This is a genomic window from Streptomyces sp. P3 (genome assembly GCF_003032475.1).
Classification (GTDB): domain Bacteria; phylum Actinomycetota; class Actinomycetes; order Streptomycetales; family Streptomycetaceae; genus Streptomyces.
This window is the reverse complement of record NZ_CP028369.1, coordinates 4,965,802-4,988,240: the sequence shown is the minus strand read 5'-3', so window position 1 is coordinate 4,988,240 and position 22,439 is coordinate 4,965,802. Positions and strand designations below refer to the sequence as shown.

The 22,439-nt window shown below is 66.6% G+C and carries 14 protein-coding genes and 3 rRNA genes; 3 read left to right on the top strand and 14 right to left on the bottom strand.

Going from position 1 to position 22,439, the window contains the following annotated elements:
• Nucleotides 1-2: 2 nt before the first annotated feature.
• The 12 genes from C6376_RS22480 to C6376_RS22425 form a co-directional block, all read right to left on the bottom strand.
• Nucleotides 3-686, bottom strand: a complete 684-nt coding sequence (locus C6376_RS22480) for a MerR family transcriptional regulator (protein ID WP_107445082.1) — start codon at nucleotides 684-686, stop codon at nucleotides 3-5.
• A gap of 248 nt (nucleotides 687-934) precedes the next feature.
• A complete protein-coding gene (locus C6376_RS22475; protein ID WP_004934251.1) occupies nucleotides 935-1,408 on the bottom strand; it encodes a bifunctional nuclease family protein in 474 nt (157 codons plus the stop codon).
• A gap of 84 nt (nucleotides 1,409-1,492) precedes the next feature.
• The gene (locus C6376_RS22470; RefSeq protein WP_107445081.1) at nucleotides 1,493-2,230 is read right to left on the bottom strand and encodes a MerR family transcriptional regulator; all 738 of its coding nucleotides are present in this window, start codon (nucleotides 2,228-2,230) and stop codon (nucleotides 1,493-1,495) included.
• A gap of 42 nt (nucleotides 2,231-2,272) precedes the next feature.
• Nucleotides 2,273-3,157 (bottom strand): FHA domain-containing protein, encoded by an 885-nt coding sequence (locus tag C6376_RS22465; RefSeq protein WP_107445080.1) that lies wholly within the window; start codon nucleotides 3,155-3,157, stop codon nucleotides 2,273-2,275.
• Nucleotides 3,158-3,239: 82 nt separating this feature from the next.
• A complete protein-coding gene (locus C6376_RS22460; protein ID WP_107445079.1) occupies nucleotides 3,240-4,073 on the bottom strand; it encodes a DUF881 domain-containing protein in 834 nt (277 codons plus the stop codon).
• 5 nt (nucleotides 4,074-4,078) lie between these two features.
• Entirely contained in the window at nucleotides 4,079-4,411 is a 333-nt protein-coding gene (locus C6376_RS22455; protein WP_020133151.1) for a small basic family protein, read from the bottom strand.
• Nucleotides 4,408-5,313 carry a DUF881 domain-containing protein gene (locus C6376_RS22450; protein ID WP_107445078.1) on the bottom strand — a complete coding sequence of 302 codons (906 nt, stop codon included), beginning with the start codon at nucleotides 5,311-5,313 and terminating at the stop codon, nucleotides 4,408-4,410. Before C6376_RS22450 ends, C6376_RS22455 begins: the two co-directional genes overlap by 4 nt.
• 97 nt (nucleotides 5,314-5,410) lie before the next feature.
• Entirely contained in the window at nucleotides 5,411-7,906 is a 2,496-nt protein-coding gene (locus C6376_RS22445; protein ID WP_107445077.1) for a mannose-1-phosphate guanyltransferase, read from the bottom strand.
• Nucleotides 7,907-8,015: 109 nt separating this feature from the next.
• On the bottom strand, nucleotides 8,016-8,624 hold the full coding sequence (locus tag C6376_RS22440) for a CDP-alcohol phosphatidyltransferase family protein (RefSeq protein WP_107445076.1): 609 nt from the start codon (nucleotides 8,622-8,624) through the stop codon (nucleotides 8,016-8,018).
• Between the two features lie 109 nt (nucleotides 8,625-8,733).
• Nucleotides 8,734-8,850, bottom strand: a 5S ribosomal RNA gene (rrf, locus tag C6376_RS22435).
• A gap of 90 nt (nucleotides 8,851-8,940) precedes the next feature.
• Nucleotides 8,941-12,062, bottom strand: a 23S ribosomal RNA gene (locus tag C6376_RS22430).
• 314 nt (nucleotides 12,063-12,376) lie between these two features.
• Nucleotides 12,377-13,902 (bottom strand): 16S ribosomal RNA (locus tag C6376_RS22425).
• The 16S, 23S and 5S rRNA genes sit together here, the layout of an rRNA operon.
• 561 nt (nucleotides 13,903-14,463) lie before the next feature.
• Here C6376_RS22425 and C6376_RS22420 point away from each other — a divergent pair.
• Together C6376_RS22420 and ptsP are read left to right on the top strand one after the other, a co-directional pair.
• Entirely contained in the window at nucleotides 14,464-14,913 is a 450-nt protein-coding gene (locus C6376_RS22420; protein WP_107445075.1) for a PTS glucose transporter subunit IIA, read from the top strand.
• Nucleotides 14,914-14,992: 79 nt separating this feature from the next.
• Nucleotides 14,993-16,663: a phosphoenolpyruvate--protein phosphotransferase gene (ptsP, locus tag C6376_RS22415; protein ID WP_107445074.1), complete on the top strand. Its 1,671-nt coding sequence runs from the start codon at nucleotides 14,993-14,995 to the stop codon at nucleotides 16,661-16,663.
• 95 nt (nucleotides 16,664-16,758) lie between these two features.
• Here the strand turns inward: ptsP and C6376_RS22410 are convergent, their stop codons facing one another.
• Nucleotides 16,759-17,652, bottom strand: a complete 894-nt coding sequence (locus C6376_RS22410) for a hypothetical protein (RefSeq protein WP_107445073.1) — start codon at nucleotides 17,650-17,652, stop codon at nucleotides 16,759-16,761.
• A 227-nt stretch (nucleotides 17,653-17,879) separates the two neighbouring features.
• Nucleotides 17,880-19,847: an acetoacetate--CoA ligase gene (locus tag C6376_RS22405; RefSeq protein ID WP_107445072.1), complete on the bottom strand. Its 1,968-nt coding sequence runs from the start codon at nucleotides 19,845-19,847 to the stop codon at nucleotides 17,880-17,882.
• Nucleotides 19,848-20,061: 214 nt separating this feature from the next.
• On the opposite strand from C6376_RS22405, the gene C6376_RS22400 reads away from it, so the two are divergent.
• On the top strand, nucleotides 20,062-22,422 hold the full coding sequence (locus tag C6376_RS22400) for a TIM-barrel domain-containing protein (RefSeq protein ID WP_107445071.1): 2,361 nt from the start codon (nucleotides 20,062-20,064) through the stop codon (nucleotides 22,420-22,422).
• Nucleotides 22,423-22,439: the final 17 nt, after the last annotated feature.

Sequence of the window (22,439 nt, the reverse complement as noted above, 5' to 3'; positions counted from 1 at the left end):
TGTCAGACCGCCCGGTTGCGCCTGCGCGCCAGCTCGTCCGCCGGATTGGGCCCGACGAGCGTCTCACCGGTATCGACGCGCTCCCCGTGCAGCTGCGACAGCGCGCTCTCGACGTCCCGCCACACCACGCCCACGGCGATCCCGAAGACTCCCTGACCGCCCTGGAGCAGCGCGTGGACCTCGTCCGGCGAGGTGCACTCGTAAACGGTCGCGCCGTCGCTCATCAGCGTCATCCGCTCCAGATCGCTGAACCCGCGCTCCCGTAGATGGTGCACGGCACTGCGGATGTTCTGCAGCGACACCCCGGTGTCGAGGAACCTCTTGACGATCTTCAGGACGACGACGTCGCGGAAACTGTAGAGACGCTGGCTGCCGGACCCGTGAGCCGGCCGCACGCTCGGCTCGACGAGCCCGGTGCGTGCCCAGTAGTCCAGCTGCCGGTAGGTGATGCCCGCAGCCGCACAGGCGGTCGGACCGCGATAGCCGATCTGCTCGGACGCCATGGACGTCGTCCCTCCGCTGCTCGGCACGGCCGCCGGTCGCTGCGGAACATGATCGGCCGCGCCGCTCTGCTGGGGATACCCCATGCCCGAGCGCAGTCGAGAGCCGGGGGGAGGATACGGACCGCTTCCCCCGACACCGAGTCCGGGGGCACCCCCAACCGCACCGTCGCCGCTGCTTCTCACGCCGACCTCCGTCCTAGACCTGCCTTCTCGACGGTAGGCAGTCGCCAGGGGTGCGTCAACGATCGCCACACTCGGCACGCCGAGTGATAATCACCCTAGGAGTGGTTTCCCGCACCTCACCGCGGGGAAAGGCTAGCCGAATGCGCTGAGAAGTGGCCGTAGGACGCTCTCAGTCGCCTCTGGCATTTGCCGACGAGGGCGGGACGCCCGCGCAGGTCGCCGCACGGGTGCGCCTCCCGCTCGGGTCGCTACTGGTTGCTGGTGCCGAAGTCCTCCGGCGAGATCTGGTCGAGGAACTCGCGGAACTTCTCCACCTCGTCCTCCTGCTCGTCCGGGATGGCGATTCCCGCGTCGTCCAGCACCGTGTCACTGCCGTAGATCGGCGTTCCGGTGCGCAGGGCCAGCGCTATGGCGTCGGACGGGCGCGCACTCACCTCGACGCCGCTGGCGAAGACCAGCTCCGCGTAGAAGACGCCCTCCCGCAGATCCGTGATGCGCACCTCGGTGAGCTCCTGGCCGACGGCTTCCAGCACGTCCTTGAACAGGTCGTGGGTCAGCGGTCGCGCCGGGGCCATGCCCTGCTGGGCGAAGGCGATGGCCGTCGCCTCCCCCGGTCCGATCCAGATGGGGAGGTAGCGGTCGCCTCCCACTTCGCGCAGCAGCACGATCGGTTGGTTGGAGGGCATCTCGACCCGGACACCTACGACATCGAGCTCGTTCACACAGCAACCCTAGGCCGTGCCCGGGACGTTTGGGTAGTCGGGCCGGGAACGGGCGACCGATCCGCCCTGCGCGAAACCGCCCGCTCAGGGCAGGCGCACCCCGAGCGCGGTCTGCACCAACGCCGCGTGCAGCCGGATCGCGAGCCCCGCGATTTCCTTCGTGCGGGCCTCCGCGTGCGCCCGGGTCTGCGGGTTGCGGTGCCGTCTGAGCGGTGCGACCACCTGGTCGACGAGACCGGCTTCGCGGTCGGCCGCCGTCTTCATCACACGCAGATGCCGCGGCTCGATCCCGAACCGCCCCAGCTCCGCGACGAGCGCCGCCACCGTGGCCGCCTCGGCGTCGTAGACACCGTCCTCGATCGGCACGACGAGCCCGTAGGACTCCCACTCCTCGAGCTCCGACTCGCCGATGCCCGCGGCCGCCAGCAGTTCCGTCCTGCCGATCCGGGCGACCGTGGGCCCCTCCGACGGCTCCAGGGCGTGCTCTCCGTCCCGCTGTCGGCCGACGGACGGCAGCGCTGCGGCCTCGCCGCGCTCCATGGCCTCCAGATGCTCACGGATGACCTTGAGGGGCAGATAGTGGTCTCTCTGCATCCTCAGGACGTGACCGAGGCGCTCCACGTCGCGCACGCTGAACTTGCGGTAGCCCGAAGGGGTCCGCTGGGGCTCGATGAGCCCTTCCGACTCCAGAAAACGGATCTTGGAGATCGTGACGTCCGGGAACTCGTCCCGCAGGGCGTTCAGCACGGTGCCGATGCTCATCAGCACACCGTCCGCAGCGGCGGTGCCGACTCCGGCACCGCCCCTCGGTGTTTGCAGCATGGACCTTCCCTCGGATCCCCCCGGACGGAGCCCGGGGGCGGGTCAGTAACCCCGCTGGCTCGCGTAGAAGACCAGCCGGTACTTGCCGATCTGCACCTCGTCGCCGTTCGACAGCGGGATCTCGTCGATCCGCTCGCGGTTGACGTAAGTACCGTTCAGACTGCCGACGTCGGCCACCTTGAACGTGCCGTCCGGGTTGCGACGGAACTCCACATGGCGACGCGACACCGTCACGTCGTCGAGGAAGATGTCGCTCTGCGGATGGCGACCGGCCGTGGTCAGGTCGCCGTCCAGGAGGAAACGGCTGCCCGAGTTCGGGCCGCGACGCACCACCAGCAACGCGGAGCCCACCGGCAGCGCGTCGACGGCCGCCTGCGCCTCGGGACTGAGCGCCGGCAACTGCGTCTGCCCGGTGACCTCGGAGTCATAGGCTTCAAGACCGGAAATCGAGATCGTGGAGGTCGTCTCGGACGCACGCTCGGGCGTCAGCCCGGGGCGCAGCGGCGCACCGCAGTTCGAGCAGAAGCGGCTGTTCTCCGCGTTGCGGTTACCGCACCTCGTACACACCAGGGCCGACATAGGGGAAAACCCTCCACCCGTACTCGAGGTTGACGGTTGGCCGAAACCTATGCCGCCGGACTGCGCGGGGTCAACAGACGCCGCGCCCTGACCTCCGGGAACGTCACCGCCCGAACCAGCCATCTGGTCCCTGAACAGCGGTCGCTGACCCTCTGCATCGGGCTGCGCGCGATGACGGGCGGTCGCGTTGTCGCCACCCTCACGCGGGCTCTTGCCGAACAACTTCGCAAACAACTTCACGGGCGATTCCCCTTGACCGAAACAGACCCGCCCGTGGGGCAGGACGAACCCTGACTGAATACACCGGTCGACCCGGACACCTTCACAACGTCCGTGCCCACCTGACAGTTTCCACCACGCACCACCCGATCTGTGCGCCGACCCCCCGCAACCTCATGCCCCTGCCGGACGCCCCCCATGCGCCCCCCGCTCATGGCGCCGACGACCGAGCGTAGTCAGGCCGCTTCGCCTCTCGCAAGGCGTCTACAACGATCTTGTCCGATCGCTCCACGGCCACGGTGGCCTGCTCCTTCTCGAGGGTCTGCACGACTCCTCCAGGGATGTTCAGCGCCGGCTCGAGGTCCTGCGGGTTGCCGATGACCTTGAAACGATACGGCGCGTTGATCTTCTTCCCGTCGACGCTCACGCCCCCACCCGACTCCGTCAGGAAGGTGCCGGCGACGACCCGCACACCGTTCACCTGGATCGCCTCGGCCCCCGCCGCGCGCAACTCCTGGATCGCGTCGAGCAACATGTCCGCCTCGACTGCTCCCTTCGTGTCCTCGATGGTCATGGTGATGCCGGGCCCCTGGGCCGCGACGGTGCCCGCCAGAATGCCGAGCTGCCCCTCCTTCTCGACCGTCTGCTTGCGAGCCTCCTCCGCCTGGTCCGAGCTGGTCTCCAGCTCCTGCTGCTGCTTCTCGAGCCCTTGCTTCTCGTCCTCAAGACGCTGACTGCGGTCGTCGAGTTCATCGAGGATGCGCACAAGATCTTCCTGACGGGCACCCCGCAGCGCGTTTCCGCTGTCGCTGTTGGATGCGACCTGCACGGCAAGGCCGAAGCCCAGACCGAACAGCAGCAGCGCCACGATGAGTTGGGCCCGCGTGACCCGAGGCGGCCAGAGCCCCTCCACCAGCCGTCGACGGCCGTTGGACGCGGTCTCGGCCGGCTCCCGGGCCGATCCGTCCTCGGACGACGTCACGGGGACCTCGTCGGGCAGTTCCTTGCGCAGCCGGTTCTCGGGCGTCTCGTCCCCGTCGCTCATCGTCGTCACGCCCGGAAAACGTGCCGACGGATCGCCGCGGCATTGGAGAAGATGCGGATACCGAGAACGACGACGACACCCGTCGACAGCTGCGATCCCACGCCCAACTCGTCTCCCAGGAAGACGATCAGCGCGGCGACGACCACGTTCGACAGGAACGACACCACGAACACCTTGTCGTCGAAGATGCCGTCCAGCATGGCCCGCAGCCCGCCGAACACGGCGTCCAGCGCCGCCACCACGGCGATCGGCAGATAGGGGACGACGGCTGCCGGAACCTCGGGCTGGACCAACAGGCCGGCCACGACTCCCACGACGAGACCCAGTACGGCGATCACGGTGTGCCCTTCTCAGTGCTCGGCTGTGCTGTGCGTACGATCACGCTCGGTGCGGCGGGCAGCCGGAGGTCGCTCGCCACGGAGATGGCCGTCCGGACGCCGTAGTTCTCCTGCAGGGCGTTGAGATAGAGCCCGTCCGCGCTGTTCTGGAACCTGGTGCTGAGCTTTTTCCCGTCCCCCACCGCGAGCACGGTGTACGGCGGCACCAGCGGCTTGTTGTCCACCAGTATCGCGTCACCCGCGGCCCTGATCGCGGACAGCGCCGTCAGCCGCTGACCGTTGATCGAGACGGCTTCGGCGCCCGAGGCCCACAGTCCGTTGACCACCCGCTGCATGTCCCGGTCGCGGACCCGCCCGGTGTCGGAGAACCCGGAGGTCTCGCGCGGGTCGCCGTCGCCGCCCGTGCTCGCTTCCTTGGCGTCGTCCACGACGAGCTTCACGCCCGGGCCGTGCACCGCGACGGCGCCCGACAGCAGCCCGGCGAGATCCGCCTGGTCGCTCCCGCCGCTCTGCTTGAGCGCCTCCTGCTGCCGGGCGCTCACATCGCTCCGCAGCTTGTCGACGGTGTCTTCGAGTTCCTCGGCCGCCTCCGTCTCGCGGTCGATGCGGTCGATCAGCTCCCCGCGCTCCTTGGCTACGACCGGAGCCGCGACCCGCGCCTGGGCGGCGCCGACGGTGACCACCAGGGCCGCGAGCACCAGCCCTGCGGCCAGCCCCAGCTTCGCCCGTACCGTCTTGGGCAGGCCCCCGGACCCGTCGGCCTGCTTCCGGGCGGCGGCCGCGGCATAACCGTCGTCGAGGCTGTGGTCCATGACGTTGGTGAGCAGCGACATGGACGCGTCCGGACGCGACGCGCGCGCGGGTGTGCTCCGAACGGGGGGCGGCTGCGGCATGCCGCACATCGTCGCACGTCATGCCCAGTACCTCCGAATGGCCCCACCGGCGTGCCGGACAGGCCCCCTCGGGGACACTTGTCCGGCACGCACGCGTGCGCGCGGTTCAGCGCCCTGCGCTGTCCACGACCGCCGACCACTCGTCGAGCAGGGCCTGTGCGGACGCGTCGTCCGGCCCCTCCGCCCACAGATGTGTGACGGCCTCGGCCGGGTCGGGCAGCACCATCACCCAGCGCCCGTCCGTCTCCACCACCCGAACGCCGTCGGTGGTGTCCACGAAGCGATCTCCAGCGGCTTCGACGACGCGCCGCATCACCAGTCCCTTGACGGCCCACGGGGTCGCCAGATCCCGCTTCAGGACGTGCGCCCGCGGAATCCGCGCGTCGATCTGGCTGAGGGTGAGCTGCGTGCGGGCCACCAGCCCGATCAGCCGCACGAAGGCCGCAGTGCCGTCGAAGACACTGTTGAACTCGGGGACGATGAACCCGCCCTTGCCGTCCCCTCCGAAGATGGTCGACTCGTCCCGACCCACCCGGGTGAGGTCGTCGGGCGACGTCGTCGTCCACTCGACCTGCGTCCCGTGGTACGCCGCCACCTGCTCGGCGATCCTCGTCGTGGTCACGGGCAGGGCGACCCTCCCGCTGCGACGCTCTGCGGCGACCAGGTCGAGCAGGACCAGGAGCGCCCGGTCGTCCTCGATGATCCGGCCCTTCTCGTCCACGAGGGAGAGCCGCTCGCCCACCGGGTCGAACCGCACACCGAACGCGGCCCGGGACGACGCCACGATCTCGCCGAGCCGCACGAGCCCGGAGCGTCGCTGATCGCCGGTCTCCGTGGGCCGCGCCTCGTTCAGACCCGGGTTGATCGTCAGTGAATCGACCCCGAGCTTTCCGAGCAGGCTCGGCAGAACCAGGCCGGCACTGCCGTTGGAGGCGTCGACGACGACTTTCAGCCCCGCCTCCGCGATGCCGGTCGTGTCCACGTTCCGCAGCAGCGACCCGGTGTAGGCGTCGAAGACACTGGCCGGGAAGTACAGATCCCCGATCTCTCCCGGGAAGGCCCGCCGGTACTCCTGCCGTGCGAAGACCCGGTCCAGCTTGCGCTGACTGCCCTGCGAAAGGTCGGCCCCCTGTCCGTCGAAGAACATGATGTCCACCGAGTCGGGCACCCCGGGCGAGGTCCGGATCATGATGCCGCCGGCACTCCCTCGCGCGGTCTGCTGCCGCGCCACGGGCAGCGGCACGTTCTCCAGGTCCCGCACGTCGATGGCACTGGCCTGCAGCGCGGAGATGACGGCCCGCTTCAGCGCACGGGCGCCTCGGGAGTGATCCCGGGCCGTGGTGACCGTGGAACCCTTCTTCAGCGTCGTGGCGTACGCGCCGGCGAGACGCACGGCGAGTTCGGGCGTGATCTCGACGTTCAGGATTCCGGACACCCCGCGGGCGCCGAACAGGTGTGCCTGTCCTCTCGACTCCCAGATCACCGATGTGTTGACGAACGCGCCGGCTTCGATGGTCTTGAAGGGATAGACCCGCACATTTCCCTGCACGATCGATTCTTCACCGATCAGGCATTCGTCGCCGATGACGGCGCCGTCCTCGATCCGGGCGGCACGCATGATGTCGGTGTTCTTCCCGACGACGCAGCCTCGCAGATTGCTGTGCTGACCGACGTAGACGTTGTCGTGCACGACGGCCTTGTGCAGAAAGGCCCCGCTCTTCACTACGACGTTCGATCCGACCACGGTGTGCTCACGAATTTCGGCGCCGGCCTCGACCTTCGCGTAGTCCCCGATGTAGAGGGGACCGCGGAGCACAGCGTCGGGATGCACCTCGGCGCCTTCGGCAACCCAGACACCGGGGGAGATCTCGAAACCGTCGATCTCGACGTCGACCTTGCCTTCGAGCACGTCGGCCTGGGCCTTCACGTAGCTCTCGTGCGTGCCCACGTCCTCCCAGTAGCCCTCGGCGATGAAGCCGTAGACCGGCTTGCCCTCCTTCATCAACTGCGGGAAGACATCGCCGGACCAGTCGACGGGAACATCGGCCTCCACATAGTCGAAGACCTCGGGCTCCATGACATAGATGCCCGTGTTAACGGTGTCGGAGAAAACCTGACCCCAGGTCGGCTTCTCCAGGAAGCGTTCGACCTTGCCTTCTTCGTCGACGATGGTGATACCGAATTCCAGCGGATTGGGTACGCGCGTCAGACAGACCGTGACGAGCGCCCCCTTTTCCTTGTGGAAGTTGATCAGCTCGGTGAGGTCGAAGTCAGTGAGGGCATCACCGGAAATGACGAGGAAGGCGTCGTCCTTCAACGCCTCCTCTGCGTTCTTGACGCTTCCGGCGGTACCGAGTGGCTTCTCCTCGTTGGCATAGCTGAGCTCCATTCCGAGCTCTTCGCCGTCACCGAAGTAGTTCTTGACCAGCGATGCCAGGAACTGGACAGTAACGACGGTCTCATTGAGCCCATGCCTTTTGAGCAGCCTCAGTACGTGCTCCATGATCGGCCGGTTGGCCACCGGCAGGAGCGGCTTGGGCATGCTCGAGGTCATAGGGCGAAGGCGCGTGCCTTCGCCTCCGGCCATCACGACGGCCTTCATGTCGGAAGCGTCCTCCTAAAAGAGACGACGGTCTAGCCGACTTCGCTCATCCAGATTGTCCCGCACTTTTCCACCGCGGGCCAACGAGCCACTGGTCCAATCGGCGAGGTCAGCCGGCCATGGTGTCCGCTCGAACCAGGCGGCGGACCTGTACCACATAGAGGACTCCTGCCCACCAATACAGCGTTGTACCCCATCCGGCGAACGCCCATCCGAAAATAGCACCGAGTGACGCAAGCCAGCCGCTTCCGTCACTCAGCAGAAGCAGCGGGAAGGCGTACATCAGGTTGAAGGTGGCCGCCTTGCCCAGGAAGTTCACCTGCGGCGGTGGATAGCCGTGCCGACGGAGGATCCCCACCATCACCAGCAGAACCAGCTCGCGCAAAAGCAGTACAGCGGTCAACCACAGAGGCAGAATCTCCCGCCAGGTGAGTCCGACCAGTGTCGACAGAATGTAGAGCCGGTCGGCAGCGGGGTCGAGGAGCCGGCCGAGGCTGCTGATCTGGCCCCAACGCCGCGCGAGCTTGCCGTCCAGGTAGTCGCTGACCCCGCTGAAGGCCAGCACGAGGAGGGCCCAGCCGTCGCTCTGCGGACCTCCGAACTCGGGCCTCAGGATCAGCCACAGAAACAGCGGCACGCCGACGAGGCGGGCCATGCTGAGGATGTTGGGGATGGTGAGGACCCGGTCTGTCTGGACACGGGTCTCCTGGACCTCCACCCGGGGGCCTCCAGTAGGAAATGAGCCGACGATTCCCCCTGACCTTACCCCAACGCAAAAAAGCTCTGGCTCTTGGGCTGTGTGCCCAAGAGCCAGAGCTCTAAAAGGAGTTCGGCGGTGTCCTACTCTCCCACAGGGTCCCCCCTGCAGTACCATCGGCGCTGTAAGGCTTAGCTTCCGGGTTCGGAATGTAACCGGGCGTTTCCCTCACGCTATGACCACCGAAACACTATGAAACTGTTCAGCCGCACCACACCGTGACCATGGCATGGGGCTGTTCGTGGTTTCAGAACCAACACAGTGGACGCGAGCAACTGAGGACAAGCCCTCGGCCTATTAGTACCAGTCAGCTTCACCCATTACTGGGCTTCCACATCCGGCCTATCAACCCAGTCGTCTACTGGGAGCCTTACCCCATCAAGTGGGTGGGAATACTCATCTCGAAGCAGGCTTCCCGCTTAGATGCTTTCAGCGGTTATCCCTCCCGAACGTAGCCAACCAGCCATGCCCTTGGCAGAACAACTGGCACACCAGAGGTTCGTCCGTCCCGGTCCTCTCGTACTAGGGACAGCCCTTCTCAATATTCCTGCGCGCGCAGCGGATAGGGACCGAACTGTCTCACGACGTTCTAAACCCAGCTCGCGTACCGCTTTAATGGGCGAACAGCCCAACCCTTGGGACCGACTCCAGCCCCAGGATGCGACGAGCCGACATCGAGGTGCCAAACCATCCCGTCGATATGGACTCTTGGGGAAGATCAGCCTGTTATCCCCGGGGTACCTTTTATCCGTTGAGCGACGGCGCTTCCACAAGCCACCGCCGGATCACTAGTCCCGACTTTCGTCCCTGCTCGACCCGTCGGTCTCACAGTCAAGCTCCCTTGTGCACTTACACTCAACACCTGATTGCCAACCAGGCTGAGGGAACCTTTGGGCGCCTCCGTTACTCTTTAGGAGGCAACCGCCCCAGTTAAACTACCCATCAGACACTGTCCCTGATCCGGATCACGGACCCAGGTTAGACATCCAGCACGACCAGACTGGTATTTCAACGACGACTCCACCTGAACTGGCGTCCAAGCTTCACAGTCTCCCAGCTATCCTACACAAGCCGAACCGAACACCAATATCAAACTGTAGTAAAGGTCCCGGGGTCTTTCCGTCCTGCTGCGCGAAACGAGCATCTTTACTCGTAGTGCAATTTCACCGGGCCTATGGTTGAGACAGTCGAGAAGTCGTTACGCCATTCGTGCAGGTCGGAACTTACCCGACAAGGAATTTCGCTACCTTAGGATGGTTATAGTTACCACCGCCGTTTACTGGCGCTTAAGTTCTCAGCTTCGCCACCCCGAAGAGTGACTAACCGGTCCCCTTAACGTTCCAGCACCGGGCAGGCGTCAGTCCGTATACATCGCCTTACGGCTTCGCACGGACCTGTGTTTTTAGTAAACAGTCGCTTCTCGCTGGTCTCTGCGGCCACCCCCAGCTCGAGGAGCAAGTCCTCTCACCAAGCGTGGCCCCCCTTCTCCCGAAGTTACGGGGGCATTTTGCCGAGTTCCTTAACCATAGTTCACCCGAACGCCTCGGTATTCTCTACCTGACCACCTGAGTCGGTTTAGGGTACGGGCCGCCATGAAACTCGCTAGAGGCTTTTCTCGACAGCATAGGATCATCCACTTCGCCACAATCGGCTCGGCATCAGGTCTCAGCCTTGATGTGTGACGGATTTGCCTATCACACGGCCTACACCCTTACCCCGGGACAACCACCGCCCGGGATGGACTACCTTCCTGCGTCACCCCATCACTCACCTACTGCAAGTCTGGTCCGTCGGCTCCACCACTTTCCATTCCCCGAAGGGTCCGGAACGGCTTCACGGACTTAGCATCGCCTGGTTCAATGTTTGACGCTTCACAGCGGGTACCGGAATATCAACCGGTTATCCATCGACTACGCCTGTCGGCCTCGCCTTAGGTCCCGACTTACCCTGGGCAGATCAGCTTGACCCAGGAACCCTTAGTCAATCGGCGCACACGTTTCTCACGTGTGAATCGCTACTCATGCCTGCATTCTCACTCGTGAACCGTCCACAACTACCTTCCGGTGCTGCTTCACCCGGCACACGACGCTCCCCTACCCATCACGATCCCCGTTGGGGGTATATATCGCAATGACACGACTTCGGCGGTACGCTTGAGCCCCGCTACATTGTCGGCGCGGAATCACTAGACCAGTGAGCTATTACGCACTCTTTCAAGGGTGGCTGCTTCTAAGCCAACCTCCTGGTTGTCTCTGCGACTCCACATCCTTTCCCACTTAGCGTACGCTTAGGGGCCTTAGTCGATGCTCTGGGCTGTTTCCCTCTCGACCATGGAGCTTATCCCCCACAGTCTCACTGCCGCGCTCTCACTTACCGGCATTCGGAGTTTGGCTAAGGTCAGTAACCCGGTAGGGCCCATCGCCTATCCAGTGCTCTACCTCCGGCAAGAAACACACGACGCTGCACCTAAATGCATTTCGGGGAGAACCAGCTATCACGGAGTTTGATTGGCCTTTCACCCCTAACCACAGGTCATCCCCCAGGTTTTCAACCCTGGTGGGTTCGGTCCTCCACGAAGTCTTACCTCCGCTTCAACCTGCCCATGGCTAGATCACTCCGCTTCGGGTCTTGAGCGTGCTACTGAAACGCCCTGTTCGGACTCGCTTTCGCTACGGCTACCCCACCCGGGTTAACCTCGCAACACACCGCAAACTCGCAGGCTCATTCTTCAAAAGGCACGCAGTCACGAGATACGTGCAAGCACGTATCCGACGCTCCCACGGCTTGTAGGCACACGGTTTCAGGTACTATTTCACTCCGCTCCCGCGGTACTTTTCACCATTCCCTCACGGTACTATCCGCTATCGGTCACCAGGGAATATTTAGGCTTAGCGGGTGGTCCCGCCAGATTCACACGGGATTTCTCGGGCCCCGTGCTACTTGGGTGTCTCTCAAACGAGCCGTTGATGTTTCGACTACGGGGGTCTTACCCTCTACGCCGGACCTTTCGCATGTCCTTCGCCTACATCAACGGTTTCTGACTCGCCTCACAGCCGGCAGACTGTGAAAGAGAGATCCCACAACCCCGAATGCGCAACCCCTGCCGGGTCTCACACGCATACGGTTTGGCCTCATCCGGTTTCGCTCGCCACTACTCCCGGAATCACGGTTGTTTTCTCTTCCTGCGGGTACTGAGATGTTTCACTTCCCCGCGTTCCCTCCACATACCCTATGTGTTCAGGTATGGGTGACAGCCCATGACGACTGCCGGGTTTCCCCATTCGGAAACCCCCGGATCAAAGCCTGGTTGACGGCTCCCCGGGGACTATCGTGGCCTCCCACGTCCTTCATCGGTTCCTGGTGCCAAGGCATCCACCGTGCGCCCTTAAAAACTTGGCCACAGATGCTCGCGTCCACTGTGCAGTTCTCAAACAACGACCAGCCACCCATCACCCCCAACCTGAGCTGGAGTTCACTGGGGCCGGCATCAGAAGGACGACCTCACGGCCATACCCTCAGACACCCAACAGCGTGCCCGACCCGATCCCGCCCGGAGATCATGCTTTCCACGCCCCGAAGAGCAGTACTCGCAAGCCTCCGACCCGGAAACCCGGCCGAATAATCAACGTTCCACCCATGAGCAACCAGCACCGGACGTTCGCCGATGAACTGGCCTCTGGACAACCTTGCGGCTGCCTAGAAGTGCTCCTTAGAAAGGAGGTGATCCAGCCGCACCTTCCGGTACGGCTACCTTGTTACGACTTCGTCCCAATCGCCAGTCCCACCTTCGACAGCTCCCTCCCACAAGGGGTTGGGCCACCGGCTTCGGGTGTTACCGACTTTCGTGACGTGACGGGCGGTGTGTACAAGGCCCGGGAACGTATTCACCGCAGCAATGCTGATCTGCGATTACTAGCAACTCCGACTTCATGGGGTCGAGTTGCAGACCCCAATCCGAACTGAGACCGGCTTTTTGAGATTCGCTCCACCTCACGGTTTCGCAGCTCTTTGTACCGGCCATTGTAGCACGTGTGCAGCCCAAGACATAAGGGGCATGATGACTTGACGTCGTCCCCACCTTCCTCCGAGTTGACCCCGGCAGTCTCCTGTGAGTCCCCATCACCCCGAAGGGCATGCTGGCAACACAGAACAAGGGTTGCGCTCGTTGCGGGACTTAACCCAACATCTCACGACACGAGCTGACGACAGCCATGCACCACCTGTACACCGACCACAAGGGGGCGACCATCTCTGGCCGTTTCCGGTGTATGTCAAGCCTTGGTAAGGTTCTTCGCGTTGCGTCGAATTAAGCCACATGCTCCGCTGCTTGTGCGGGCCCCCGTCAATTCCTTTGAGTTTTAGCCTTGCGGCCGTACTCCCCAGGCGGGGAACTTAATGCGTTAGCTGCGGCACCGACGACGTGGAATGTCGCCAACACCTAGTTCCCACCGTTTACGGCGTGGACTACCAGGGTATCTAATCCTGTTCGCTCCCCACGCTTTCGCTCCTCAGCGTCAGTAATGGCCCAGAGATCCGCCTTCGCCACCGGTGTTCCTCCTGATATCTGCGCATTTCACCGCTACACCAGGAATTCCGATCTCCCCTACCACACTCTAGTCTGCCCGTATCGAATGCAGACCCGGGGTTAAGCCCCGGGCTTTCACATCCGACGCGACAGACCGCCTACGAGCTCTTTACGCCCAATAATTCCGGACAACGCTTGCGCCCTACGTATTACCGCGGCTGCTGGCACGTAGTTAGCCGGCGCTTCTTCTGCAGGTACCGTCACTTTCGCTTCTTCCCTGCTGAAAGAGGTTTACAACCCGAAGGCCGTCATCCCTCACGCGGCGTCGCTGCATCAGGCTTTCGCCCATTGTGCAATATTCCCCACTGCTGCCTCCCGTAGGAGTCTGGGCCGTGTCTCAGTCCCAGTGTGGCCGGTCGCCCTCTCAGGCCGGCTACCCGTCGTCGCCTTGGTGAGCCATTACCTCACCAACAAGCTGATAGGCCGCGGGCTCATCCTTCACCGCCGGAGCTTTCAACCCCCACAGATGCCTGCGGGAGTGGTATCCGGTATTAGACCCCGTTTCCAGGGCTTGTCCCAGAGTGAAGGGCAGATTGCCCACGTGTTACTCACCCGTTCGCCACTAATCCCCACCGAAGTGGTTCATCGTTCGACTTGCATGTGTTAAGCACGCCGCCAGCGTTCGTCCTGAGCCAGGATCAAACTCTCCGTGAATGTTTTCCCGTAATCGGGATCGCACACACGAGAGCGGAACGTCGAGCGGAATAAGCCCGGCGTTCACAACGTCCTCGCTGTGTTTGTTTCAAAGGAACCTCATCCTCGGCTATCACTGCCGGGGACGGGGTATCAACATATCTGGCGTTGATTTTTGGCACGCTGTTGAGTTCTCAAGGAACGGACGCTTCCTTCGTACTCACCCTCTCGGGCTTTCCTCCGGGCAGTTTCCCTTCGGTCTTGCGTTTCCGACTCTATCAGGGTTTTTCCGGCCCTCTGACCACCCTTTCGCAGGCAAGCGAAAGGAGATCCAGAGAAAGGATCTGACAAGTTGGATGCTGCTCGGGAAGCATGCTCAATCGCTTCGCTCACCCTCAGGCAGGAGTACGACTGTACACGCGGCCCCAGAGGGGCTGCAAATCGACTAGGCTAGTGGTCTAGACCACGGATCGGGAGCTCTCGTGCGGAACAGGTACTTCATATGACATACCCTGCTCCAGAGTGCGCCTTCGTGGACAGGCAGTGACGGCCCATGTACATCTCCACCCTGGGAGGCCCCCCATGACCACCGTGATGTCCCCTCTTGCAGGACGCGCCATCGGACTGGCCGCCGTGCCGGATCCGGTCTTCTCCGGGGCCATGGTCGGCCCGGGAACGGCGATCGATCCCGTACGTGAGCCTGCCGAGGCCGTCGCCCCCGTGGACGGGGTCATCGTCTCCCTCCACCCTCATGCCTTCGTCGTCGTCGACTCCGAGGGGCATGGCGTGCTCACCCATCTCGGGATCGACACCGTGCAGCTCAACGGCGAGGGCTTCGATGTTCTCGTGAACAAGGGCGACACCGTCGCGCGCGGGCAGAGCATCGTGCGCTGGAACCCGGACGCGGTGGAGAAGGCCGGCAAGTCCCCGGTCTGCCCTGTCGTCGCGCTCGAGGCGACTGCCGACTCGCTTCGCGAGCTCCGCGAGGACGGCGACGTGAAATCCGGCGACGTTCTCTTTTCCTGGCAGTGACACCGCCGTCCTCATGACGAAGGCGCACAGGACAACCACCGCGGCGGCGGGGCCCGCCGCACTAACGGAGACGGGTGAGATGGAGACAACGCTGCGAGGCGTCGGCGTGAGTCACGGTGTGGCGATCGGCGAGGTTCGGCACATGGGTACGGCGGTTCTCGAACCGCCCGCGAAGCAGATACCGGCGGAGGAGGCGGAGCGCGAACAGGGGCGCGCCCGCAAGGCCGTGGAAGCCGTCGCAGCCGACCTGACGGCGCGGGGCAATCTGGCGGGAGGCGAAGCCCAGGCGGTGCTCGAGGCCCAAGCGATGATGGCGCAGGACCCCGAGCTGATGGTCGACGTGGACCGGCGAATCGCCGTCGGCAGCACCGCCGAGCGTGGTGTGTACGACGCTTTCGCCGCCTATCGCGAACTGCTTGCGGGAGCCGGGGAGTATCTCGCCGGACGCGTGGCCGACCTCGATGACGTGCGGAATCGGATCGTCGCCCGTCTGCTGGGGGTCCCCATGCCGGGGGTTCCGGACAGTGACGAGCCCTACGTGCTGGTCGCCAGGGATCTGGCGCCCGCGGACACGGCGCTCCTGGACCCGACTCTGGTGCTCGGTTTCGTTACCGAGGAGGGCGGCCCGACCAGTCACAGCGCGATCCTCGCCCGTGCCCTTGGAGTTCCGGCTGTCGTGGCCCTGCCCGGAGCAGGTGAACTGGCCGAGGGCACGATGATCGCGGTCGACGGCAGTACCGGCGAGGTCTTCGTGAACCCGAACAATGAGAAGAAGGCGGAGCTCGAGGCGGCTGCCGCAGCGCGCAGGGCGGCGTTGGCCGCTTCGACCGGGCCGGGCGCCACCGCAGACGGCCACAAGGTGCCGCTTCTGGCGAACGTCGGCGGGCCGGCGGACGTCGCGGCTGCGGTCGAGGCCGGGGCGGAGGGTGTGGGGCTCTTCCGCACCGAATTCCTCTTCCTCGACGACAGCAAGAACGCGCCGACCGAGGAGAAGCAGGTCGAGGCCTACCGGCAGGTGCTGGAGGCCTTTCCCGAGGGCCGCGTCGTCGTGCGGGTGCTGGACGCCGGTGCGGACAAGCCTCTGGACTTCCTGACGCCGGCCGACGAACCCAACCCGGCTCTGGGTGTACGCGGACTGCGGACGCTGCTGGACCACCCGGACGTCCTGCGGACCCAGCTGACGGCACTGGCGAAGGCCGCCGACGGGCTGCCGGTCTACCTCGAGGTCATGGCTCCGATGGTCGCCGACCGCGCCGACGCGAAGGCTTTCGCGGACGCGTGCCGGGAGGCGGGACTCCGGGCGAAGTTCGGCGCGATGGTCGAGATCCCGTCGGCCGCTCTGCGGGCTCGCTCCATCCTGCAGGAGGTGGAGTTCCTGTCACTGGGCACGAACGACCTCGCGCAGTACACGTTCGCCGCGGACCGGCAGGTGGGCGCGGTGTCGCGACTGCAGGACCCGTGGCAGCCGGCCCTGCTCGACCTCGTGGCGCTGTCCGCCGAGGCGGCCAGGGCCGAGGGCAAGAGCTGCGGTGTCTGTGGCGAGGCCGCTGCTGATCCGCTGCTGGCGTGTGTGCTGACGGGTCTGGGGGTCACCTCTCTCTCCATGGGGTCGGCGTCGATTCCCTACGTGCGGGCCGCCCTGGCCAAGTACACGATGGCGCAGTGCGAGCGTGCCGCGGCAGCCGCGCGAGCGGCGGACAGCGCCGAGGAGGCTCGGCAGGCGGCGCAGGCCGTGCTGTCCGGCGAATAACACGCCAGTGGCCGGCTCCGGCGGCGGGTCTGCCGGGTGAGCAGGGGCGCTCCGCCTTCGGGGGAGCGCCCCTGCCACGTGGAGCCGTCCCTAGGTCAGTGGTGATGGCCCGGCGTCGGGCCTTCTGTGCCAAGGGCCGGCGGGAAGCAGTAGTCCACGCCGGACTCGGGCGCGATGAGTTCTCCCGACTCCACGTCGGTGCAGTAGGCGTCGAAGACCTCCCCGGCGGTCAGGGGTTCCAGCCCGTCTCCGCGCAGGCGCCATCCGTAGATCTGGTCGGAGATTCCGGGTGCGGTGGTGCGCATGACCAGGCCGCCCGGGCCCTGGTTGGCGAGGCCGAGGGCGAGGACGGTGGTGAACTCGAGCGCTTCGGCCTCGTCGAACCGTGTGGTGCCGCCGGTCTCCGCGTCCGCGTGGAGGACGGCGACCAGGGTTTCCGGGGTCGCCGTGACACTGCAGACGAGGTGGTGGTCGCCGGGCGGCGCGGTGTCGAGGATGCGGGCGACGAGGGCCGACGCCCGGGTGAAGGCGGCGCGGCCGATGTCCTCGCCGCAGGTCGCGCAGGCGCCGAGGCGGGCCAGCAGGGTGGCCGCGTACTCCCAGGTCGCCCGTCGGACGGCTTCGTCGACGAGGGCAGGCACGAGGTCGGCGAGGGGCTGCCCCTCGTAGGGGATGGTGGGACCCGTGGTCGCGAGTTCGGCGGTGAAGCGCGTGCGGTGGGCGGGGATGTCGGGGTCGAGTCCCCTGTCGGCGCAGTACTCGGCGTATTCCTGCGGGTCGAAGAGGGCCACGGTGGTGTGGGTGCCCTGCAGGGCACGTGTCCTCAGGAGGTCCTCCACCTGCTGGAGGTAGGTGACGTGATCGTCGAAGGTGAAGGTGCGGTAGTGCTGCATGGCTCGGAAGTCGTGTTCGTCGGTGAGCAGGCCGATGGTGCCGGCGATCTCGCGGCGCAGGACGCGCCGCATGGTCTGGTGGTCGGTGTGTGCCATGTCTCCCCCGGTGCGAGCGGTCGATCAATGCTCACTCACAGTAATCGAGGGTACTGACAGCCGGCTCGACACCGAGTCGACAACCACCGCTTGTCAAGGGAAACATACAGGTCAAGGCATCTGACGGCCGAGAGTGGTCACCCCGGAGGATGTTGCCGAGTGTGGTGTTCCGTCGGTGCGGGGCGGTGCGGCGAGGTCGTCGGACCGAGCGCCGCACCGGCAGGCGTTCAGGCGCGCTCGCGGGCGAGGCCCTCGTAGAAGTGCAGGAGGTCGAGGTTGTCGATGGAGCCGGGGTTGACTGCCTTCTCCAGGGGCGTGCCCTGCAGGAGTCGTTTGACGGGGACCTCGATGCGTTTGCCGGTGAGCGTGTGCGGCACACCGGGCACCTCGATGACCTCGTCCGGGACGTGGCGCGGCGAGAGCTGCTCGCGGATCGACTGTTTGATGCGGCCGAGGAGGGTCTCGTCGAGGGCCGCTCCCGGGGCGAGGTGGACGAAGAGGGGCATCCAGTAGCCTCCGTCGGGCTGCTCGACGCCGATGACCAGCGATTCCTTGATCTCGGGGAGCCGTTCGACGACCTCGTAGATGTCGGCGGAGCCCATGCGCACGCCCTGGCGGTTGAGCGTGGAGTCGGAGCGGCCGTGGATGACGACGGAGCCGCGCGAGGTGATGGTGATCCAGTCACCGTGGCGCCACACACCGGGATAGGTGTCGAAGTAGCTGTCGTGGTATCGGCTGCCGTCGGGGTCGTTCCAGAAGCGGACCGGCATCGAGGGCATGGGGTTGGTGACGACGAGTTCGCCCACCTCGTCGATCACCGGGTGGCCGCCCGGGTCCCAGGACTGCAGGTCGGTGCCGAGCCCCGGCGCCTGGAGTTCGCCGGTGTGGACAGGCAGCGTCGGCACGGCTCCGGCGAAGCAGGAGCACACGTCGGTGCCACCGCTGACCGATGCGATCCAGAGGTCGTCGCGCACCTCGTCGTGCAGCCAGCGGAAGCCGTCGGGCGGCAGGGGTGACCCCGTCGTGGCGACGCACTTGACCTTGGAGAGGTCGAAGTCCCGCGCGGGGTGCACTTCCGCCTTGCGGCAGGCCATGACGTAGGCCGCGGAGGTGCCGTAGAGGGTGGCGCCCGTGCGCTCGGCGATGCGCCACTGGGCGCCCGTGTCGGGATAGCCGGGGCTGCCGTCGTACAGGACGATCGTCGTGCCGGTCAGGAGGCCGGACACGAGGAAGTTCCACATCATCCAGCCGGTCGAGGTGTACCAGAAGAAGCGGTCCCCGGGGCCCAGGTCGCAGTGCAGGCCGAGCTGTTTGAGGTGCTCGACCAGGATGCCGCCCTGGGACTGGACGATGGCCTTGGGCAGTCCCGTCGTACCGGAGGAGTAGAGCACCCACAGGGGGTGGTCGAAGGGGACCTGTTCGAAGACGGGTTCCTCGTCCGAGGCGGTCAGGGCCGCCCAGTCCAGGGCTCCCCTGGGCGGTTCCGTGCCCAGCACGGGGATGTGGACCACCGCGCGCAGGGTGGGGAGTTCGGCGCGCAGTTCGGCGACGACGTCGCGGCGGTCGTGCTCCTTGCCGCCGTAGCGGTAGCCGTCGACGGTGAACAGGACCACGGGTTCGACCTGCTGGAACCGGTCGAGGACGCTGCGGGCGCCGAAGTCGGGCGCACAGGAGGTCCAGACGCCGCCGACGGCGGCCGTGGCCAGGAGGGCCACCACGGCCTGCGGGATGTTCGGCAGGTAGCCGCTGACCCGGTCCCCGGGGCGGACGCCGAGGGCGCGCAGCTCGGCGGCCAGAGAGCCGACCTGGCGGCGCAGCTCGGACCAGGTGACCGGCGTCGGTTCGTGGGTCTCGTCGACATACAGCAGGGCCGGTTCGGCCGGGCGGGTGGCGGCCGCGCGCAGGGCGTGCTCGGCGTAGTTCAGCGTCGCGCCGGGGAACCACCGGGCGCCGGGCATGGAGCGGTCGCCGAGCACGCGCGTGCAGGGGGTCGAGAACCGTACGTCGAACCATTGGGTGACGGCCCTCCAGAACGTCTCCAGCTCGTCGACCGACCAGCGGTGCAGGGCCGGATATCCGCCGTGGGACGGGGCTCCGTGCTGCTCGGCCGCCCAGGTCTGGAACTTCGTGATCTGGGCGCGGGCGATGCGCTGGGCGTCTGGCCGCCACAGCGGCTCGGGGTTCACTGTCGGCATGGGGCGGCTCCCGGACTCGGCGCGTCGTGTGCGTCACCCGCGCACGAGCTGGGGTGGTGCGCGTGACGCGGCTGACACGGACGATGCCATGTGATCGACTTCGGCACCAGGGTGAGCTGTACACAGTCCGTGTCGTGAAGATGTGGTCCGGCCACGGATGAACGGAAGTTGAACGACCCGCGCGTGCGGCGCGGTCAGTGACAGGGTGAACAGCATGGACGGTCGTGACCTGGTGCGTTCGATGAAGACGGTCGGCTCCTCGGGAGCCGTCCAGGGGTTGCGCACCGTCCGGGCCGCGTGGCGCAGGAGGCGTGTCGACGCCGCCGCCCTGCCGGGGCGGGGACCCGAGCGGGCGCGGGTGCCGGGGCAGGTGCTGGCGGCGGAGCCGGGGCCCGGCGGGGGGACGCTGCGGTTCGGCCGATCCGTGCTGAGGATCCACGTCGCCGTGAACGGGGCCGTCTTCTGGGGCTGGGACGGCGCCGAGCCGGAGCCGTCGTACGCGCTGGCCGGCCGCTGTCCGGATCCGGACCCGCGGGCGGTGCTCGAGCCGGACAAGGACGGCGGCTGGCGGGTCGTCGCCGAGCGGGTCACGATCGTGGTCTCACGGCACGGCGCCGTCGAGGTGTGCACGCCGGGGGGCGTGCTGCTGCGCCGCGATCTGCCGCCCCGGTGGTGGGAGCCGCTGGACGGTGGGCCGGGGCGCTGGCTGCAGCGCTCGGAGGTGGCGGCGGACGCGCGCTTCTTCGGTCTCGGCGCCAGGACGTCCGGGCCCCGGCTGCGCGACGGGTCGTACCGGCTCTGGAACACGGATCCCGGTCGTGCGGCCCAACGCGGAGACGATCCGCCCCACCTCGCGATGCCGGTGCATCTGGTGGTGGCCGACGCCGCCACCCATCTGGTCTTCCACGACACGTCGTGGGACGGGACGGTGACACTGCGGGAGGGCGCGGAGGGTGCGGGGTCCGGACACGACCGGCCCGGCGCCTGCGAGGTGCGGATGGACGGGGGCCCGCTGCGCTGCTGGGTGATCGTGGGCGCCCCCGCGCGCGTACTCCTCGCCTGGGCGTCGCTCACGGGTCCGCCGGCGGTGCCGCCCGCGTGGGCGCTCGGTCACCATCACGCGCTGTGGGGGCGGGGCGGCGAGCAGGAGCTGCGCGAGATCGTGGCGGGCTACCGCGAGCACGGGCTGCCGCTCGACTCCGTGCATCTCGGCATCGACCACACGGACGAGCACCGGGTGTTCACGGTCGACCAGGACCGCTTTCCGAAACTGCCGGTGCTGGCCGAGGAGTTCCGTCAGGACGGGATACATCTGGTGTCGGTCGTCGGTCCCGCCGTCCGGGCCGAGGCGGGCAGCACGGTGTACGACGGCGGGGTCGCCGAGGACGCGTTCGTGCGGGAGCCGTCGGGGCGGCTCGTGGAGGGGGTCGTGGGGCCCGGGACATCGGTGTTCCCGGATTTCACTCACGCGCGGGTTCGTGAGTGGTGGGGAGGTCTCTACGCCGAGCGCGTGGGGCAGGGGTTCGCCGGTTTCTGGCACGCCATGGACGAGCCTGCGTCGTGGGCCGCGTTCGGGGAGTCGACGCTGCCCCGGTCGGCGCGGCACTCCCTGGAGGGGCGCGGCGGTGATCACCGGGAGGCGCACAACGTGTACGCGCTGTGCATGGCCCGGGCGGCCTACGAGGGGCTGCGGGAGCTGGTTCCGGACGAGCGGCCGTTCGTCCTGGCTCGGTCCGGGTGGGCGGGCCTGCAGCGGTACGGCGGCACCTGGTCCGGGGAAGTCGCCCCGGGCTGGCCCGGGCTGCGGGCCTCCCTGTCTCTGGTGATGGGGCTCGGACTGTGCGGGGTGCCGTACTCGGGGGCGGACGTGGGCGGCGTCGACGGCGGTTCGACACCCGAGCTGTATCTGCGCCGGCTGCAGTTGGGCGCTTGCCTGCCGCTGTTCCGCACGTACGCGCATCCGCGCGTGGGGCTGCGGGAGCCGTGGGAGCTCGGTCCGGAGATGCTGGAGCACGTGCGCGCGGCACTCGTCGGGCGTCTGCGCCTGCTGCCGTATTTCGTGACGCTGGCGCATCAGGCCCGGCGTACGGGTGCCCCCTATGTCCGGCCGGTGTGGTGGGGGTCTCCCCGGAACCGGGCGTTGCGGGACTGCGAGGACGTCTTCCTGCTGGGCGAGAGCCTTCTGGTGGCCCCCGTGCTGGCACCGGGGGTCGACCGGCGGCCGGTGCAGCTGCCGAGGGGGCGCTGGTACGACACGGCGACCGAGCAGGTCTACCGGGGGCCGGGGCGGGTCATGGTGGACGCCCCGCTGTCGCGTATCCCGGTGCTCGCGCGCGCGGGTGCCGTCGTGCCGGTACGGGGGGACGGCGGTGAGGTGGAGCTGGAGGTGTGGGCGCCGGCCCGTGGGCGGACGGGCGGCGGCCTGGTGGTGCGGGACCCGGGCGACGGCCTGCGAGAGCCGGGGATCGAGCGGTATGCCGTCCGCTGGGAGGGTTCTCGCGTGGTCGTCGAGCGGGAGGGTGAGGACGGCGTGCAGGCACCGTCCTGCCCGGTGCGCGTACGCGGGCTCGGCTGACGACGGACCGCGCGGGC